Below are 18832 nucleotides of genomic sequence, written 5' to 3' on the forward strand. Positions count from 1 at the left end.
AGGCAGCCGGTCCCCGTCGCGTTCCGTGACGGGGACCGGTGCCGTTTCCGTGCCGTCCAGGAAGGCGACCATGCCCCTTCGCATCAACGTCCGGATGCTGCTCGCGGCGGGCCTCACCGTCCTGCTCACGGCGGGCTGCCTGCTGTTCGTCGCCGTCCGCGGCGCGGCGGCCGGTACGCCCGTCGACAAGAAACTGTCGTTCACCTGCCCGTTCCCGCTGATCGGGCTGCAGAAGCTCGACGTGAACATCAAGGCCGACTTCGAGGTGCCGACGGCGCCCGGCGGTACGCTCACCACCTCCGGCCTGACCATCACCGTGACGGTGCCGGACAAGGCGGCGCGCGGCCTCAACCTCGTCGGCGCCACCACCATCGAAGGCACCGCGGCGGCCGGTGTGACACTGGTCAACGGCGACGCGAACCCGCTTCCCGTGCGCATCCCGCTGAACGTCGCCAAGACCGACGTCCCGCCGTCCGGCACGTTCAGCCCGGTGGCGACCGGCTCCGTGCCCACCATCACGCTGGCGAAACCGGGCAAGACGACGCTGACCGTCGGCGACTTCACCACTCGACTCACTCCGAAGAAGGCCGATGGCTCCTTTACCGGGCTGGGCTCCTTCACCTCGGACTGCACGCTCGACCCCGGCCAGGACCCGATCCTGCTCTCCTTCGATCTCGGCGAGAAGCCCGCGGGGCACCGGTTCACGATCGCCGGGAAGACCGGTATCAAGGCACTCGGTGCCGACGCGCCGCTGACCGGCGCCTTCGAGCTGAGCCCGACCGCGGCGACGGTGTTCAGTGGCGGCCCGGTGTTCGACAAGGCGCACGCCGATTTCCGGCTGTTCGGCTTCCTGCCGGGTTCGGCCGATCTGGAGTTCGTCGCCGACGGACCGCAGGGCGGCGATCTCGCCGGGACCGGTTTCGTCGCGAGATCCCGGTTCACCACCGTCCTCCCGCTGGTGACGCTCGTCGGCATGCCGGTCAGCACCGGGCCGGGCTGCCGGACGTCGGCCCCGTCGACGGCGGAACTGCGCACCGGCGACGGTTTCGCCATGGCGAAGGGCGGCGCGCTCAGCGGCACCTATTCGCTGGCGCCGCTGACCGGCTGTGGCGCGTTCACCTCCTACGTGAGCACACTCGTCCAGGGGGACGGCAACACCTTCGAACTCGCGCTGACCCCGCGCCAGGCCTAGTGGTACAGCTGGTCGTGAGTGGCGATTCGTGTTCTATTTGAGGGGTAAGGCAAATGCGGCGTGCTGCGTGCTGGAGGCCCGGCCTGCCGAGCTGATCGCGACCCCGCTGTCCACAAGGGACACGAAGACACCCCCTTGTGCCCGATTTGGGTGCTTTGTGCGGGGGTCGTGAGCGGCAATGATCGTTCTAACCGTCTTTGCCACTCACGACCCCGGCAAGAAGCGGACATCAGGACATCAATCGGGCACGCAATCGGCGTGAAGCGTCCCGGGTGGGCACTTCACGCCGGAGTCGGCCGGCGAGTCAGTCCGGAACCCTGTTGTCCAGGGCGGTGATCTCATCACGAAGCCGGCGAAGACGGCCCGCGTGACAGGATTCGATCACGCCACGTTTGCCCTTCCTCTCATTAGAACCCGAAACGCCACTCACGACCAGCTGTACCGAAGCCTGACTTGAGACGCCTGTTTCCACCACCACCGCAGTAGTCGGGCCGACGGCGGCGCCGGTTCCCGGCGGCGGTAATCTGCCTCGCGACACGACCCGGACACCTGTTCCGCCACCGAGGAACCACTGGTGAATCCTGGGAGTGCCACGAAATGACGATTTCCGCGCCGGAGGCCGCCGTCCGCACGGTGGAACTGACCGTGTCGGGGATGACCTGCGCCGCTTGTTCGGCGCGGGTGGAACGCACGCTGAACAAGCTGGACGGGGTGCGCGCGTCGGTGAACTACGCGACCGAGCGCGCCACCGTGCAGGTGCCCGCGGCGCTGGCTGACGACGTGCTCATCGAGCGGGTCCGCAAATCCGGCTACACGGCGGAGCTTCGCGGCGAAGAGGATCCCGACATCGGCTTCACCCGGGTCCGGGATCTCCGGCGACGGCTGGTCGTCGCCGCGCTGCTGGCGATCCCGCTGGGGAACCTCTCGATCACCCTCGCGTTGGTGCCGCGGCTGCGGTTCCCCGGCTGGGAACTGCTGTGCCTCGCCCTGGCCGTTCCCGTGGTGTTCTGGTCCGCGCTGCCGTTCCACCGTGCCACGCTGCGGAATCTCCGTCATCGGTCGTCCAGTATGGACACCTTGGTGTCGCTGGGCGTGCTCTCGTCGTTCGCGTGGTCGGCGTGGTCCGCCTTCGCGGGCGGCACGGAACCCGGGTACTGGATCGGCTTCGGCCCGACAGCGGCCGGCGCCGACGCGATCTACCTCGACGTCGCCGCCGGTGTGACCACCTTCCTGCTGGCGGGCCGGTATTTCGAGAGCCGGTCCAGGCGCAGTGCCGCCGGACTCCTGGCCGCGCTGGACGCCTTGGCCGCCAAGGACGTCCGGGTGCTGCGGGACGGTGTCGAGCGCATGGTCCCGGTCGGCGAACTGGCCGTCGGGGACCTGTTCGTGGTCAAGCCGGGGGAGTCGATCGCCGCCGACGGCGTCGTCCGCAGCGGACTGTCCACTGTGGATGTGAGTGCGGTGACCGGTGAGCCGGTGCCCGCGGAAGTCGCCACCGGGGACCGGGTCGTCGGTGCTTCGGTGAACCGGGACGGCAGGCTCGTCGTCCGCGCGACCGCGGTCGGCACGCATACGCAGCTGGCCCAGATGACCGCGCTGGCCGAACGCGCGCAGGCCCGCAAGGCCGCGGTGCAACGGCTGGTCGACCGGATCTGCGCGGTGTTCGTCCCCGCCGTGCTCGGCGTGGCGGTGGTGACGCTCGCGGCCTGGCTGCTCGGCGGGGCACCCGCCCGCGAAGGGTTCGCGGCGGCCGTCGCCGTCCTCATCATCGCCTGCCCGTGCGCGCTCGGGCTGGCGACGCCGACCGCGTTGATGGCCGGGGTCGGCCGCGGCGCTCAGCTCGGCATCCTCATCAAGGGGCCGGACGCGCTCGAGGCGAGCCGCACGGTGGACACCGTCGTACTGGACAAGACCGGCACCGTCACCACCGGGAAGATGACCGTCACCTCGGGCCGCCCCGCCGACGGGTTCACCCTCGGCGAGGTGCTGCGGTTCGCCGGGGCCGTGGAGGCCGGTTCGGAGCATGCGATCGCGGCGGCCGTGGTGACCGCGGCGCGGGCGGAACTGCCGGATCTGCCCCCGGTCGAAGGATTCGGCGCACTGCCAGGGCTCGGCGCGAAGGGCGAGGTCGAGGGGCACGAGGTCCTCGTCGGCAACGCGCGCTTGTTCGCCGACCGCGGGATCGCCGTCCCCGACGACTTCACGGCGGAGGACGGCACCACGGCGGTCCTCGTCGCGGTCGACGGCCGGATCGCCGGGCAGCTCGCGGTCCGGGACGTCGTGAAGCCGTCGGCACGAGCCGCTGTGGACGCCCTGCACGCGCTCGGCCTGCGGACCGTGCTGCTGACCGGCGACAACGAAGCCGCCGCCCGCGTGGTCGCGGACGAGATCGGCGTCTCCGACGTGCGTGCCGGAGTGCTGCCCGCGGAGAAGGCCGCGGTCATCGACGAACTGCGGGCCGGGGGAGCGCGGGTCGCGATGGTCGGCGACGGGATCAACGACGGCCCGGCGCTGGCCACCGCGGATCTCGGCATGGCGATGGCGCAGGGAAGCGACATCGCGGTGCGCTCGGCCGACATTGTGCTGGTCCGCGAAGATCTGCGCGTGGTCCCCGACGCCATCCGGCTCGCCGACCGCACCCTGCGGATCATCCGGGGGAACCTGGCCTGGGCGTTCGGGTACAACGTCGCCGCGATCCCGCTGGCCGCGCTCGGCCTGCTGAACCCGCTGATCGCCGGGGCGGCGATGTCGCTGTCCTCGGTGCTCGTCGTGTCCAACAGCCTCCGGCTCAAGGACTTCGGCCGGGCGGACCGACGCGCCGCGTGACACTTGCGGGTGGTTTTGTACCATCGCCCCTCGGGACAAGGGGGCCTTCGTGAAGCCGTTGAACACCGGCGAACCCACCGGCGTGGGGCGCTACCGGGTGTTCGCCGCGCTCGGCGAGGGCGGGATGGGCCGGGTGCTGCTCGGGATCTCCGCCGACGGGCGCCTGGTCGCGATCAAGCAGGTTCACCCGGGTTTCGCGCAGGACCCCGGCTTCCGCGAGCGGTTCCGCCGGGAGGTCGAAACGTCCCGTCTGGTGTCCGGCGCGTATACCGCACCGGTCATGGACGCCGACCCGAACGCGCCGACACCGTGGCTGGCGTCGGTGTTCGTGCCCGGCCCCGCACTGTCGGAGGCGGTCTCCGCCGCCGGCCCGCTGCCGCCGATGGCGGTCCGCCATCTCGCCGCCGGGCTTGCGCTGGCGCTGGGCGACATCCACCGTGCCGGGCTGATCCACCGCGATCTGAAGCCCAGCAACGTCATTCTCACCGGTGACGGCCCCAGGGTGATCGACTTCGGGATCGCGCGCGCCGTCGAAGGCGACTCCGAGCTCACGCACACCGGCGCCGTCATCGGTTCGCCCGGGTTCATGTCCCCGGAACAGGCCGAAGGGAAGCCGCTGACCCCGGCGAGCGACCTGTTCTCGTTCGGCGCGCTGCTGGTGATGGCCGTGACCGGACGCGGCCCCTTCACCGGGACGTCCACTCCGCACACCTTGTACAACGTCGTGCACCTCCAGCCCGACCTGCGGCAGTTGGCGCCGGAGCTGCGGCAGATCGTCGAGCCGTGCCTGGCGAAGAACCCGGCGGACCGGCCGTCACCCGCCTGGGTGCTGGAGCGGCTCGGCCCGATCCCGCCGACGACCAGCCCGTGGCCGCCGGTGGTGTCGCAGCTCATCGAGACACAGCAGGCCGAGGTCCGGCGGCTGCTGAACCCGCCGCCGCCGAAGCGATCCCGCCGCGGCCTGTACGCGGGACTGGCCGCGGCCGCCGTGGTGCTGCTGGCCGGTGGCACCGTCGCGGCGATCTCGCTGTCCGGGGACGATCCGCCTCCGGCCGCCATCGCGCCGAGTTCGTCACCGCAACCGGACGAACCGGTCGCCACCCCGGTCAATCAGGATCCGCTCGGCCCGGACAACCTGCGCCGGGTCGACCTGTGCAAGGTGCTCGCGGGCCGGGACGTGCCCGGGTTCGGCAAGCTGAGTACGGAGATCGACATCCAGTTCGACTCGTGCACGTACTCCTCGCCGTCGGGTAAGTGGCTGGAGCTGAGCGTCGGCGGCGACCTGGTCGAAGGCGAAGCCGGCGGCGAGCTGGAAGGGCTTCCGCTGCGCATCAAGGGGTCCGACGACGCGTGCGCGGTCGCCGTCCCGGTCAGCGGCCTGCCGAACACCAAGCTCAGCGTCGACGTGAACTCGGTGTCCACAAAGGACCAGGCGTGTTCGGTGGTCAAGGCGGCGCTCGCCGACGCGGTCAAACGGATCCGCGCCGGAGGCCACGAACGCGAACTCCCGGCGGGCACACTGGCTCCGCTGGACCCGTGTGCGCTGCTCGGCCCCGCGACCACGGACCGGCTGATCGGCCCGGTCGTCGAAACGATCCGCGAACACCTGCACCAATGCCGGTACGACGCGGCGGGCAGCGTCCGCCTGAGCTTCGTGCGCGCGTACCCGCCCGCGCAATCGAAGGACTCGTACTACACGGAGGCCGCCACCCTGGATCTCGGCGGCGCCAAGGTGTACCTGGCCAAGAAGGACGACGGCATCGCGCGCTCCACCTGCTCGCTGACCTGGCAGCACCGGTCCGTCAGCGATCGCGACGGGGAGAACGTCGAGCTGACGGTCGGGACCAGTGGTACGAAGATGACCGCCGACGAAGCCTGTGAAAAGGCGAAGGCCTTCGCCGGGGCACTGCTGCCGAAACTTCCGAAACCCTAGGGCTGACCAGTGAAACCGTTGAACCCCGGCGAACCCCGGCAGATCGGCCCGTACCGGATCATCGCCGAACTCGGTGAAGGCGGGATGGGCCGCGTCGTGCTCGGCCTCGCCCCGGACGGCAGGCTCGTCGCCGTCAAACAGCTGCACGCCCAGTTCGCGCACGATCCACGCTTCCGTGAACGGTTCCGGCGCGAGGTCGCCACATCGCGGTTGGTCTCCGGCGCCTACACGGCCGCGGTCATGGACGCCGACGCGGAAGCGGAAAGCCCGTGGCTCGCCTCGGTCTTCGTCACCGGACCGTCCTTGAAGGAGGCCGTGGACGGTGCCGGGCCGCTGCCCGTCGAGTCGGTGCGGCTGCTGGCGTCCGGGCTCGCCGCGGCGCTGACCGAGATCCACCGCGCCGGACTGATCCACCGGGATCTCAAGCCCAGCAACATCATCCTGACGAGTGACGGCCCCAGGGTGATCGACTTCGGTATCGCGCGGGTGGCGGAGGACGCGCAGGATCTCACTGGAACCGGCGCGATCATCGGTTCGCCCGCGTTCATGTCGCCGGAACAGGCGGGCAGTGGGCGGGTCACCGGCGCGAGCGACGTGTTCTCCCTCGGCGCGATCCTGGTCATGGCCGCGACCGGACGCGGCCCCTTCACCGGCCCGACCGCGCCGCAGACCCTGTATAACGTCGTGCACGCCGCGGCGGATTTCAGCGACGTCCCGGACGAGATCCGGCGGATCGCCGAGCCTTGTCTGGCCAAGGACCCCGCACGACGGCCGACTCCGGAACAGATTCTGGACTTCCTCGGCCCAGTGCCTCCGGGCGCGGCGCCCTGGCCGCCCGCCGTGCACGCCCGGATCCGGCAACAGGACGCAGAAGTACGCTCGGTGCTGGCCCTGCCCTTGCCGATCTGGCGCCCGCCGCCCAAGAAGATGGCGCCGCGGACGAAGAAGATCCTGTTCGGCTCGCTCGCCGCGGTCGTCCTGCTCGTCGTTTCGGGGATGGTCGCGCTAGGCCTCACCATCGCGGACTACGCCAAGCCGGAGAACCCCGGGACGACTTCGCTGTCGGCGACCGACGCGCTCGGCGCGGAACGCCTGCGCCTGGTGGATCCGTGCAAGGTGCTCGCGGGCCGGTTCGTGCAGGAGTTCGGCACCCTGAAACCGGAGACGGGCCCGATCTACCCGGCTCGCTGCAAGTACACCGGTCTCAAGGGCGTCGACTTCGAGCTGCGGCTCGGCGAAGGCGTGTCCACCAGCAGTCTCGACCGGACGGACCGCACGGCCGAAGGACTTCCGTTGCTGCGTAGCACGATCAGCGGCGGATGCGACTCGGTCGTCCAGCTGCCGACGGACCGGCGGCTCGGCGTCGTCGTCTCCCACCCCGGCCGGGAGGGTGATCCCTGCAAGGCCGCCGACGACATGCTGACCGCCGCGCTCACCCGGCTGCGCACGCACGAGGTCGACCGCGCGGGTGATCCGGCGAGCCTTCTCCCGCTCGATCCGTGCACGATCGCCGACCCGGCGGTGCTCGGCAAGACCATGCCCAACGCGCAGCCTGCCCCGCGGACGCTGCGGATCTGCGAGTGGGTGGGCGGCGGGGACACCCTGACCGTCGAATTGCAGCGAGGTTCCTACGCGCCGGAGGGTTCGCCGGTCGATCTCGGCAGCGGTGTCACCGGCGACATGCGGGAGTTCGGCGACTCGAACTGCGCCGTCACCTGGCGGCATCGCCCGCTGCCGGACCGCGAAGCCGAACACGTCGCGGTCCGCTTGCTGGCGCGTGAGGGGAGCGGAAGCCCTTGCGACCGGGCGAAGGAGATCGCGGGCTCGGTCGCCTCGCGGCTGCCGAAACCCTGAGCCACGCGGGTAGGCAACCCCCTGTGACAGCCCCGGAAACGGGGTCCGCTAAACTATCGTCAGTACGAACGAAACACCACGCGCGTTTAGCTCAGCGGGAGAGCGCTTCCCTGACACGGAAGAGGTCACTGGTTCAATCCCAGTATCGCGCACCAGGTTCGCTTCCCCGGCGGACCGAAGTTCGTACCGCGGGCGATTAGCTCAGGGGGAGAGCGCTTCGTTCACACCGAAGAGGTCACTGGTTCGATCCCAGTATCGCCCACCGTAGTGAAGGCCCCACCCGGCGAGGGTGGGGCCTTTCGCGTTGCGGTGGGCGTTGGGGTCTCGTGAGTGGTAAGGACGGTTCTAATACTCCAGCTGTAGATCGTGATCTTGGTGTCGTCGCTGGTAGTGGCTTGTTTTGGCTCGGTGCTGGTGTCGGCGGCGCCATTCCGACCAGCCCAGAACGTTGATCGTGGCGTAGGCCGGTTCGATGACGAGTTTGCTGTAGAGGTGCCTGATCTCGTTGCGTGTCAACGGGATCAGGCCCGGCGTGGTGTCGGCGCGGGCGTGAGCGGCAGCGACGGCGAGGAAAGCGTGCGCGAGCATCACCAGCGTGGTCCAGCGATACCAAGAGGTCCAGGTCCTCACCTGGTGCTGGTCGAGGCCGGTGAGTTCTTTGCCGGTCTGGAAGGCTTCCTCGATGGTCCAGCGTCGCCCCGCGATCCGGGCGAGCTCGGGCAGCGACGCCGGGTTCGGGCTGTAGCAGCGGTAGAACGCGGTCTCGCCGGTCCGCCGGTTCCGGCGCATCAAGACCCAGTGATGCCCGGATTTCCCGGCCGGGTTCAGTCGGATCCGTGTCCAGAGGTAGTAGCGATGTCCTTTCGCGCCGGGCCCGGCGGAGAGTTTCTGCCACGCTCGTTTCGGGAGCCGGCCGGCCAGCTCGTCGACGCGGACGTTGCCGCTCGGGCCGGGGACACGGTGGTCACAGGCCACGGCCAGCACATAGGCCTGTTCCCGGGTCTCGAGCGGGTCCCGCAGCCCGGTGCCGTCTTTGCCGTAGGCCTCGTCCCCGGTCACCCATTTCGCGGGCGTGCCCGCGTCCAACGCCCGGATGATCATCGACAAGGCCAGCGCCGACTTCGTAGCGAACCCGGTCCCGGCCGGGACACCCGCGCGTTCCCGCCGCACCGGGTCCTGCGACCAGCCTGCCGGGAGATAGAGCTCCCGATCGATCAGCGTGTGCCCACGCCGCGCCGAATAGGTGAGAAACACCGACATCTGCGAATTCTCGATCCGCCCCGCCGTGCCGGTGTACTGCCGCTGCACCCCGACCGTCTCGGTGCCTTTCTTCAGATCCCCGGTCTCGTCGATGACCAGCACCGCATCCGAATCGGCGAGGTGCTCCAGCACCCAGCCACGCAGGTCATCACGGACACCGTCGGCATCCCAGCTCGCCCGCGACAGCAGATGCTGCATCCCGTCCGGGGTCCGTTCCCCGACCCGCTCGGCGATCGTCCAGCAATTCACCCGCGACAACCCCGACAACAGGCCCGCCACGAACCGGCCCGCCCGCCGACGCGGCTCCACCCGCGCGAACCGGCCCGCAACACGACCTAAACCCTCACCCAGCAACGCCTGCCACCGCACAACGTCTACGCTGATAGCCGCGGCCACCACACGATCTTGAGTTGTCCTCACAAACACCCATGATCACTGCGGTGGCCGCACCCATCTCAGCGGGTCAACCAGCACCATCACGATCTACAGCTGGAGTACTAACCGTCCTTACCACTCACGAGACCCCAACGCCGTCAGTTCGGCCTCAGCGCAGCGATTCGATCATCGGCGTGAGCGTGTCCATGGTCGCGGCGAGGTCGGCCTTCGGGTCGGGGGAGTGGGCGAGCCAGACGGCGGCCTCGTTCATCGCGCCGGAAAGCAGGCGTACCAACGGTTCGACGGGCCGCTTCGCCAGGACACCCTCGGCCATCAGTTCGGTCAGCGCTTCGGCGAGGTGCCGGGCGGACGACTCCGCGTCCAGTTCGCGCCAATCCTGCCAGCCGACCACTGAAGGACCGTCCAGCAGCATGATCTGCTGAGTCACCGGATCGGTCGCCGCGGCGAGGAACGCGCGGCAGCCGGCGAGCAGTCCGGACCACGAGTCCGGCGCGGCGTCCGCGGCCCGTGCGATCTGCTCGCCGACGTCGTGCTGTACGACGCCGAGCACGTGCCGGAACAAGTCCGACTTGCTGCTGAAGTGGTGGTAGAGCGCGCCTTTGCTCACGCCCGCGGTCTGCGCGATGGTCTCCAGCCCCACCTTGCCGTACCCGTGCTCGGCGAACAGTCGCCGGGCAGTGGCGGTCAACGCCTCCATCGTCTCTTCGCGTTGCTGCTGCTTCGTGCGGGCCATGGCCGGAATCTTGACATACCGACCGTCGGTTGGCTAACTTCAGAGAAACAAACCGACGGTCGGTATTGTTCGCGAGCAAGGTGGCATCATGCGTCTGACCAGCTTCTACCCCGTTCTCATGACCGAGAAGATCACCGAGACACGGGACTTCTACTGCGACCACTTCGGCTTCGAGCCCACCTTCGAAGCCGACTGGTACGTCAGCCTCAAACGCGGCGAGTGGGAGCTGGCGATCCTCGCCCCCGGGCACGAGACCATTCCTGCCGGGGCAGGCAAACCCGTGCAGGGACTCTTGCTGAACTTCGAGGTCGAAGACGTCGACGCCGAGCACCGGCGGCTGGTCGAAGAGGCTGGACTGCCCGAGGCGCTTTCCCTGCGCAGCGAGGATTTCGGACAGCGGCACTTCATCGTCGCCGACCCCAACGGTGTGCTGATCGACGTCATCCAGGAGATCCCGCCGACCGGCGAGTTCGCCGAGCAGTTCACCGACGAGGCACGCCCGCGCTGACGACGACGGCCACCATGAACAGTCCACAAGCGACGGCCGCCGACACCTGTAGTCCTGTGGTGCAGGCGGCCTTCGCGGCATCGAGCAACTCGCCGGTCAAACGCGGAGTGAGACCGGCCGTGGCCGCTTCGGCTTGAGCGGGCCCCGACAAGGCCAGTTGCCGCGCCGGTTCCGGTACGCCGGAGGGGACGGCCAGGTGCCCCGCGTACACCGCGGCGGCCAGGGAACCGAACACCGTCGTCCCGAAGCCGGCGCCCAGTTCGTAGCCGGTCTTCTCCACGGCCGCGGCGCCGCCTGCCTGGTCCGCCGAGGTCGCCGAAAGGAGGGTGTCGGTGCTCGACGTGAGCGCTAGAGCCATCCCCAGGCCCAGTCCCGTCAGCCCGGCGCCGAGCAGCACCGGCGACGTGAGCGCGGCCGATCCCGCCGCGGGGACCAGCAACGACACCGCCGCCACGGTGAACCCGGCCGTGCGGACCCGGGCGTTGCCGAAGCGTCCCAGCAGCGACGGAGTCACGACACTGCCGACGGCCGAAGCGCTCAGCACCAGGAGCAACCGGCCCGCCGCCGCGGTGGGCGAAAGCCCGAGCACCACCTGCAGGTACTGGGCGAACAGCAGGCCGAGCCCGACGAGGGTGCTCATCACCAGCAGCACCCCGCCCACCGCGGCGCGCACTCCCGGCCGCCGGAACAGGGTGAGGTCCAGCAGCGGCGGTTCGGTCCGGCGCTGGCGGCGCAGAAACAGTCCGATGAGGACACATCCGGTCGCACCAGACGCGACGGCCGTGGGCCACGTACCCGGATGCCCGACGGCGAAAGCGATCCCGAGGACACCGCCCGCGGCGAGGGCGGCGCTGAGCGCGTCCCACGTACCCCGGCCCGGCGGATTCCGGGGGAGCCACCGCAACGCCAGCGCGACTGCCGCCAGGATCACCGGTGGATTCAGCAGGAACGTCGTCCGCCAGCCCCACGCCTCGACGAGCACCCCGCCGAGGATCGGCCCGAACACCGATCCGGTGCCCGCGATCCCGCTGCACACCGCGATCGCCGTGCGGCGATGCCGCTGGTCCGGGAACAGTTCGCGGAGCAGCGACATCGTCACCGGCATGATCATCGCGCCGCCACAGCCGAGCAACGCGCGGAACGCCAGCAGTGCCGGGACGTTCGGCGCGAACGCGCAGCCGAGCGACGCGATCCCGAACACGACGTACCCGGTAACCAGCACGCGTCGCCGTCCGTACCGGTCGCCGAGGGTGCCGAACGGCAGCAGCAGCGGCGCGGCGGTCAGCGGGTAGATCGCCACGATCCACACCTGAGCCGACGCGCCGGGCCGCAGCTGCCGGACGAGATCGGGCAACGCGACGTGCAGCACGGTCGCGTCGACCGCCACGAGGAAGAGCCCGGCGCCGAGTACCGCCAGCAGCGGCCAGGCGCGGTCGACCGCTCGCTCGGCCCGGGCCGTGGTCACAGGAGTCCCGTCAGATGCCTCGCCACGACATCGACGTGCGGCGGGTCGACGACCGACAGGTGGTGCGCCTCGACCGGCACGATCTCCAGCCCTGGGCACAATTCCGCCCAGCCCGCCGCGAGATCCGTGCGCGAGTACCGGGGCTCCATCGCCAGCCCGGCCGCGTACTGCTCGGTCGCCCGGTAGAGCACGACCCGTCCGTCGTAACGGCGGGGCGTGCCCCGTTCGGCCGCCAGCGTGTCCAAAAAGGACTGACGCTGGTGCCGGAGCACGCCGGGGCTGAGCAAGCCCGCCTCGGCGACCCGCCGCATGGTCAGCTCGATCTGCTCCTCTTCGGGCAACGGAGCCAACTCTTCGTGACCGAGCCGCACTTCGCGGCCGTAGGTGCCCTCGACATAGCCGGTGAACCGCAGGAACCGCCGGGCGGACGACGCACGCGGGTCGAGGTCCGGCTCCGGGAGCGGGAGCATGGTGTCGATCAGCGCGACGAACTCGACCTCTTCCCCTTCTTCGGCGAGCCGCGCGGCGACGCCGTAGGCCAGCGCCCCGCCGAACGACCAGCCCGCCAGCCGATACGGCCGGTCGCGACGCTGTTCCCGTACCAGCGGCAGCAACTGCTCGACACGGTCTTCGATACTGACCCCGGGAACGCGTTCGAAGCCGACGCATGGCACCGAGGTGGGCAGCCGGTCCAGCAGCGGCCGGTACACGGTGCAGGTGCTGCCGCCGGGGTGGAACAGCAGCAGCGGCGCGACTCCCGCTTCGCCGGGAGCGAGGACGTGCACCGGCCCCCGCTCCTCCCTCGTGTCGAGGACGGCGCGGGCGACATCGGCGATGGCCGCGAGCGAGTCGTGCCGTCGAAGTTCGGCGGCGGTGACAGGCGTGTCGAGTTCGGTGCTGAGCGCTTCGGCGAGCAGTTCGGCCAGCCTGTCCGGGGTGGCGGTCTCGGTCAGCCGAACCTGCGTGCCGCCCGCGTCGGTCCCGGTGTACTCCTGCCACAGACGCAGGACGAGGCGATCCGCCGCGTCCCAGGCGCGACCACGGGACGGCAATGGTTCCTCGTTCTCGCGGGGTGCGAGATCGCGGCTGAGATCGGCGAGAGTGGCGCCGCGGAGCACGCTGACGGCGTCGGGTTCCGTACCGAACTCCCGGCGGACGGCGTCGGAGATCCGTTTCGCCATCAGGGAGTCCAGCCCGAGTTCCACCAGCGGGACGTCGGCGTCGAGGCGATCGGGACGCAGTCCCATGACGGCGGCGACGATCTCGGTCAGCCGGTCGCCCCCGGCGATGCGCACCGGTTCGGGTTCCGGCGTGCGTGCCGCGAACGTCGGGGCTGCTTCGGCGGTGGTGTACCAGTGGCGTTCGTGCCGCCACGGCATCGACGGGACGTCGACCAACCGGGCACCGTCGTCCGGGTCGGCGGTGGTGATCCGGGTGCCCGCGCAGTACAACTCGGCCGCTGCGGTGCCCAGCGTGCGGACCTCGTCCTGGCCCCGGCGCAGGGTTCCCGTGACGACGGCGTCGTGGATCCCCTCGGCTTCGAGGGTTCTCGCCACCGAGCCCCGGAGGATCGGATGCGGCGACACCTCCAGGAAGACACGGTGCCCGTCCGCGGCGGCGGCCGCCACGGCCTGCCGGAACCGCACCGGACGGCGCAGGTGCGCGGCCCAGTACCCGGCGTCGAAGTCCGGCAACTCCCGCGGATCGGCCAGAACCGTGTCGTACCAAGGCACCGTCGGACGACGGCCGCCCAGTTCGACGAGCGCCTCCCGGAGCGCGGGCAGCACCGGATCGACACGGGCGGAATGCCCGGCGACCTCGACCGGCAGCCGCCGCGCGGTCAGCCCGGCGGCTTCGAGTTCCGCGACGAGCAGGTCGAGCACGGTCGCGTCCCCGGCCACGGTCAGCTGCCCCGGCGCGGATTCGACGGCGAGTTCGATGTCGGGGTACAGCTCCAGTTCCTCCGGCGCCAGTTCGACCGCCGCCATCGCGCCACCCGGGCCGAGGGTGCCCAGCAGTCGGGCACGGGTCGCGACCAGGTGGACGGCCTCGTCGGTGGTGAGCACGCCGCTCACCACGGCGGCGGCCGCGGAACCGAGCGAGTGCCCGACGACGGCCGATGGCCGGACCCCGAGTGCCTCCCACTGGCCGGCCAGCGCCACCTGCGTCCCGAAGATGGCCGTTTGGGTTTCGGGCAGGGACAGGGGATCCGCGCTGGTGAGCAACGCGCGAAGCGATCGGCCGGTGTGCTCGGTGAACAGGTCGTGCAGCTTGTCGACCTGCGCGGCGAACGCGGGTTCCGCGCGCAGCAGCCCTTCCCCCATCCCCGGCCACTGCGAGCCGTGACCGGAGAACACGAAGACCGGGCCGCCGGTGCTCACGGCGGTGCCGGTGACGGCGCCCGCGGGAAGCGGATCGGCGCCGGAACCGACGGCCCGCAGCAGTACCGCCAGTTCGGCGGTGTCGCCTGCCACGACGGCGGCACGGTGCGATCCGCCGTTGTCACGCCGGGACAACGTGTGGGTGATGTCGGCGAGGGAAAGCGACGGCGTGGAGTCCAGCCAGTCCGCCAGCTGCGCCGCCCGTTCGGTGAGGCGGTCGCGGGTGCGGGCGGACAGCAGTCCGATCCGGACGTCGGCCCGATCCGGCGCCGGTTCCAGCGGCGGCGCCTGTTCGAGGACGACGTGCGCGTTGGTCCCGCCGAACCCGAACGCGGACACTCCCGCCGTGGCACGGCCGGACCGGCGTGGCCACGGCGTCGGCTCGGTGACCACCTTCAGGCGCAGGTCGTCGAACGGGATGTGCGGATTGGGGGCGGTGAAATGCAGCTGTGGTGGCAATTCGTCCCTGGTCATCGCCAGGACGACCTTGATCAGCCCGGCGATCCCCGCGGCCGCCTCCGCGTGCGCGATGTTCGTCTTCACCGAGCCGATCAGCAGCGGGGCGTCGGCCGGGCGGTCCTTGCCGAGCACGGCGCCGAGCGAGCGGGCCTCGATCGGGTCACCGAGCAACGTGCCGGTGCCGTGCGCCTCGACGTAGTCCACAGTGGACGGATCGAGCCGGGCGCCGTGGTACGCCGTGCGCAGCATGTCTTGCTGGGCGACCGGGTTCGGCGCCGCCATACCCTGTGACCGGCCGTCGGAGTTGACCGCGGTGGAGCGGATCACCGCCAGCACCCGGTCGCCGTCGTACTCGGCGTCCGTCAGCCGCTTGAGCACGACGACACCGCAGCCCTCGGCACGCGCGATGCCGTCGGCGTCCGCGGCGAACGTCTTGCACCGCCCGTCCCCGGCGAGCAGGCCGGCGGCGGCGAACGCGGCGGTCGGACCGGGCAGCAGCATGAGGTTCACCCCGCCCGCCAGGGCCAGGTCCGCCTCGCCGTCGCGCAGCGCGCGCACCGCGTGGTGCACCGCGACCAGCGACGAGGAGCAGGCGGTGTCCACCGCCATGCTCGGCCCGCGCAGGTCGTAGACGTAGGAGAGCCGGTTGGCCGCGATACTCCCGGCGGCACCGGTCGCGGTCCAGAGGTCGACGCCACCGCCCGCCATCGTGAGATGCCCGTAGTCGTGGGTCGAGATCCCGGTGAACACGCCGGTCCGGCTGCCGCGCAGGGAGGCCGGGGCGATCCCGGCGTGTTCGAGCGCGGCCCAGGCGACCTCCAGCAGCATCCGCTGTTGCGGGTCCATTGTGGACGCCTCGCGCGGGGTGATGCCGAAGTGGTCGGCGTCGAAACCGGCCACGTCGTCGAGGAAGCCGCCGACGATCGGGGCCGCGTCGGCGTTCCAGCGGCCCGGCGGAGCGGTCCGGACGGCGTCCCGTCCGCTGCGCAGCAGATCCCAGAACTCGTCGAGGCCGTCCGCGCCCGGCCACCGGCAGCCGAGGCCGACGACGGCGATCGGGTCGGTCCGGCGGCGGTCCGTGCCCGTCTGCTCCGCCTCGGGCTCCGTGCCGCCGGTGAGCGAGCGGGCCAGGTGATCGATGGTCGGGCTCTCCCACAGCAGGGTGGCCGGGAGCGGGGTGCCGAGCAGATCTTCGAGGTCGGCGGCGATACCGACGGCCTGGCGGGAGGACAGGCCGTAGTCGCTGAGTGGGCGGTCGGCTTCGAGCCGGGCCGCGTCGACGCCGGTGTGCTCGGCGACGGTGTCGAGCAGCCAGCGGCGCAGCGCCGGGGCGTCGAACGTCGGGTTTCTCATCGCACCAAGGCCTTTCCGTAATCGCCGGCGAGGTAGCGGTCGCGGCAGGCGCTCCGCGCGATCTTGCCGCTGGAGGTCCGCGGGACCAGGCCCGCCGGGACGAGCACGACATCACGCAGGGCGAGGCCGTGCGCGTCGGAAACCAGCCGACGGATCGAGGCGGCGAGGGCTCGTTCGTCCTCCGTGGTCAGCGCGGTGTGACCGCGGTGCTCGGCGACGACCACCGCGGCTTCGGTGTCGGTGCCTTCGACGGCGAACGCGGCGACACTGCCGGGGCGGATGTCGCGGTCGGCCGAGGCGGCGGTCGCTTCGACGTCCTGCGGGTAGTGGTTACGGCCGTCGACGATGAGCAGGTCCTTGATCCGTCCCGCGATGTAGACCTCACCGTCGTGCCGGACGCCGAGGTCGCCGGTGCGCAGCCACGGACCAGCCGGAAGGTCCCCGTGGTCGCCCGTCAACCGGGCGCCGAAGGTTTCGGTGCTCTCCAACGGTTTCTGCCAGTAGCCGGTGCCGACGTTGGGTCCGTGGACCCAGATCTCGCCGACCGCGCCGTCTTCGAGCGCGACGCCGGTTTCCGGATCGACCAGCGCCACGTGCTGACCCACCGGGACACCGCAGGCGACGAGCCGGAGACCGGTATCCGCCTGCCGCGCCGTTCCCGCGCCCAGCGCGACGCGGTCGAACGTGGTGACACGCGGGGGAACACCGGGGCCAGTGGTGACGAAGACGGTCGCTTCGGCCAGCCCGTACGCGGGCCGCGTCTTGTCCGGGGTGTACCCGGCTTCGGCGAAGGTGTCATGGAACCGGTCGAGCACTCCGGGGTTGATCGGCTCCGCGCCGTTGACGATCGCGGCGACGCGGTCGAGGCGGAGCTTGGCGCGGTCCTCCTCGCGCACCCGGCTCGCGGCGTAGTGGAACGCGAAGTTCGGGGCGGCGCTCCAGCTCGCGTTGTGGTCGCCGAGCAACTCCAGCCAGCGCACCGGGCGCTCGATGAAGGCCAGCGGGTCCATCAGTACCGACCGCATGCCCATGGCCAGCGGCGTGATCAGGCCGAGGACGAGACCCATGTCGTGGAACAGCGGCAGCCACGACACCGTGGTCCCCGCCGGGTCGATCCCGAGTCCGTGCACCGCCTGGCTGACGTTGGCGAGCACGTTCGCGTGGGTCAGCACCACTCCCGCCGGGCTGCGGGTCGAACCGGACGTGTACTGCAGGTACGCCACGTCGTCCGGCGCCGGGGCCGGGGCGGGCCACGCGCGGCCGGGCCCGGCGGTGGGCTTGTCGGCCGCGACGACGGCGACGTCTTCGCCACCGGGCAGGCCCACCAGGAACTCGCGGACCGCGTCCACCGACGCGGACGTGGTGACGACCGCGGTGGGGGAGCAGTCGGTCAGCACCGCGGCGAGCCGTCCGGCGTGCCCGGGCAACCCGGGATCGAACAGCGGCACGGCGATCGCGCCCGCGGTGATCGCGCCGAGGAAGGCGACGACGTAATCGGCGCTCTGCGGGCACAGCACCGCCACCCGGTCACCGGGCCCGACGGGGAGAGCCGCCGCGACGGCGTCGACGCGTTCTTGGAGTTGCTTCCAGCTCAACGTCCGCCGTCGTCCGGCGCGATCGGCCGAGAAGTCGGCGAAGGTCAGCGCGGCCCGGTCGCCGTCGGTGTCCGCCCAGTGCCGGAGGCAGGCGGGGAGGGTGGGGCCGGCCGTGGCGGGCAGGTTTTCGGGGGCCAGGGACATGGCGTCTCCTCGGGGTTTTCAGGGGGGATTCAGCGGCCGAGCGGCCCTGCGGCGTGCCGCCAGGCGGCGACGGCGAGGGCGTCGAGATCGAGGCCGGTCGTTCCGGCGTCACGAAGCACGACCAAAACGTCGTCGGCGGCGATGGCGACGGTGCGCAGACGCAGTCCCGGCAGCTCGGGGGGCTGGCCGGGTAGTGTCAGGAGTTGTTGGTAGGAAAGGGTTTTCGCCCCCGGAACGGCGGGAGCGGGGTGGACGGTGACGGTCGACACCGCGGTACCGGCCGCGTCGTCGACCGTCACCTTCGAGCACCGTCCGGCCTGCGCGGCCCACGCCGCCAGATCGGGCGGGTTCGTCGTACGCGCGACGAGTTCGGAGACCTGCCCGCCGGGCACGGCGGACTGGAAGCCCTGGCCGGTGGCACCGGCGCCGACCAGCCTGCCGTGGACGACGTCCTCGCATCCGCCGACGTCGACCTTGCCGCTTCGCCCGCGGTCCGAGGTGGACAGTGCCGACGCCACGTCGAAACCGTCGCGCGCGGACGCGTCCGGGACGGTTTCCGGAGGTAGCAGGGCGGCGGGCGGAACAGTGGGGGAAGGCGGCGCGGGCGCGGCCTGAATCGATTCTCCGGGTGTGCCGGAAATGGTCAGCAATGCTGCTGCGGACAAGACGAGAGCGCGAATTCGGGCAGCCATGAATAGCCCTTTCGGAAGGGTCCTGATGGGGTCTGGTCCCT

Annotated in this window: 11 protein-coding genes and 2 tRNA genes; 7 read left to right on the top strand and 6 right to left on the bottom strand. The window is 70.9% G+C overall.

What is annotated here, in order from left to right; translation table 11 throughout:
- Nucleotides 1-70 precede the first annotated feature (70 nt).
- The 6 genes from AC069I_RS27425 (at nucleotide 71) to AC069I_RS27450 (ending at nucleotide 8067) form a co-directional block, all read left to right on the top strand.
- Entirely contained in the window at nucleotides 71-1192 is a 1122-nt protein-coding gene (locus AC069I_RS27425) for a DUF6801 domain-containing protein (RefSeq protein WP_478232038.1), read from the top strand.
- Nucleotides 1193-1789: 597 nt separating this feature from the next.
- Entirely contained in the window at nucleotides 1790-4018 is a 2229-nt protein-coding gene (locus AC069I_RS27430) for a heavy metal translocating P-type ATPase (RefSeq protein WP_478266672.1), read from the top strand.
- Between the two features lie 49 nt (nucleotides 4019-4067).
- Nucleotides 4068-5951, top strand: a complete 1884-nt coding sequence (locus tag AC069I_RS27435; RefSeq protein ID WP_478266673.1) for a serine/threonine-protein kinase — start codon at nucleotides 4068-4070, stop codon at nucleotides 5949-5951.
- A 9-nt stretch (nucleotides 5952-5960) separates the two neighbouring features.
- Complete coding sequence (locus AC069I_RS27440; RefSeq protein ID WP_478266674.1) at nucleotides 5961-7805, top strand: serine/threonine-protein kinase; 1845 nt, start codon at nucleotides 5961-5963, stop codon at nucleotides 7803-7805.
- Nucleotides 7806-7885: 80 nt separating this feature from the next.
- Nucleotides 7886-7960, top strand: a tRNA-Val gene (locus AC069I_RS27445).
- A gap of 35 nt (nucleotides 7961-7995) precedes the next feature.
- Nucleotides 7996-8067 (top strand) — tRNA-Val (locus AC069I_RS27450).
- An 83-nt stretch (nucleotides 8068-8150) separates the two neighbouring features.
- Here AC069I_RS27450 and AC069I_RS27455 read toward each other — a convergent pair.
- Together AC069I_RS27455 and AC069I_RS27460 are read right to left on the bottom strand one after the other, a co-directional pair.
- Nucleotides 8151-9434 carry an IS701 family transposase gene (locus AC069I_RS27455; protein WP_478266675.1) on the bottom strand — a complete coding sequence of 428 codons (1284 nt, stop codon included), beginning with the start codon at nucleotides 9432-9434 and terminating at the stop codon, nucleotides 8151-8153.
- Nucleotides 9435-9609: 175 nt separating this feature from the next.
- The gene (locus AC069I_RS27460) at nucleotides 9610-10194 is read right to left on the bottom strand and encodes a TetR/AcrR family transcriptional regulator (protein ID WP_478266676.1); all 585 of its coding nucleotides are present in this window, start codon (nucleotides 10192-10194) and stop codon (nucleotides 9610-9612) included.
- 88 nt (nucleotides 10195-10282) lie between these two features.
- Here AC069I_RS27460 and AC069I_RS27465 point away from each other — a divergent pair, with 88 nt between their 5' ends.
- Nucleotides 10283-10702 carry a VOC family protein gene (locus AC069I_RS27465; protein WP_478224677.1) on the top strand — a complete coding sequence of 140 codons (420 nt, stop codon included), beginning with the start codon at nucleotides 10283-10285 and terminating at the stop codon, nucleotides 10700-10702.
- Here the strand turns inward: AC069I_RS27465 and AC069I_RS27470 are convergent.
- The 4 genes from AC069I_RS27470 to AC069I_RS27485 are packed head-to-tail and all read right to left on the bottom strand — an operon-like array spanning nucleotide 10677 to nucleotide 18791.
- On the bottom strand, nucleotides 10677-12167 hold the full coding sequence (locus AC069I_RS27470) for an MFS transporter (protein WP_478266677.1): 1491 nt from the start codon (nucleotides 12165-12167) through the stop codon (nucleotides 10677-10679). The two genes, AC069I_RS27465 and AC069I_RS27470, sit on opposite strands and share 26 nt — an antisense overlap.
- Complete coding sequence (locus tag AC069I_RS27475) at nucleotides 12164-16360, bottom strand: beta-ketoacyl synthase N-terminal-like domain-containing protein (RefSeq protein ID WP_478266678.1); 4197 nt, start codon at nucleotides 16358-16360, stop codon at nucleotides 12164-12166. Before AC069I_RS27475 ends, AC069I_RS27470 begins: the two co-directional genes overlap by 4 nt.
- Nucleotides 16357-18099 (bottom strand): fatty acyl-AMP ligase, encoded by a 1743-nt coding sequence (locus AC069I_RS27480; RefSeq protein ID WP_478266679.1) that lies wholly within the window; start codon nucleotides 18097-18099, stop codon nucleotides 16357-16359. The genes AC069I_RS27475 and AC069I_RS27480 overlap by 4 nt, the downstream gene beginning before the upstream one ends.
- 29 nt (nucleotides 18100-18128) lie before the next feature.
- Nucleotides 18129-18791, bottom strand: a complete 663-nt coding sequence (locus tag AC069I_RS27485; RefSeq protein WP_478266680.1) for a hypothetical protein — start codon at nucleotides 18789-18791, stop codon at nucleotides 18129-18131.
- Nucleotides 18792-18832 lie beyond the last annotated feature (41 nt).

The sequence above is a fragment of the Amycolatopsis sp. NPDC043885 genome, from assembly GCF_056435685.1.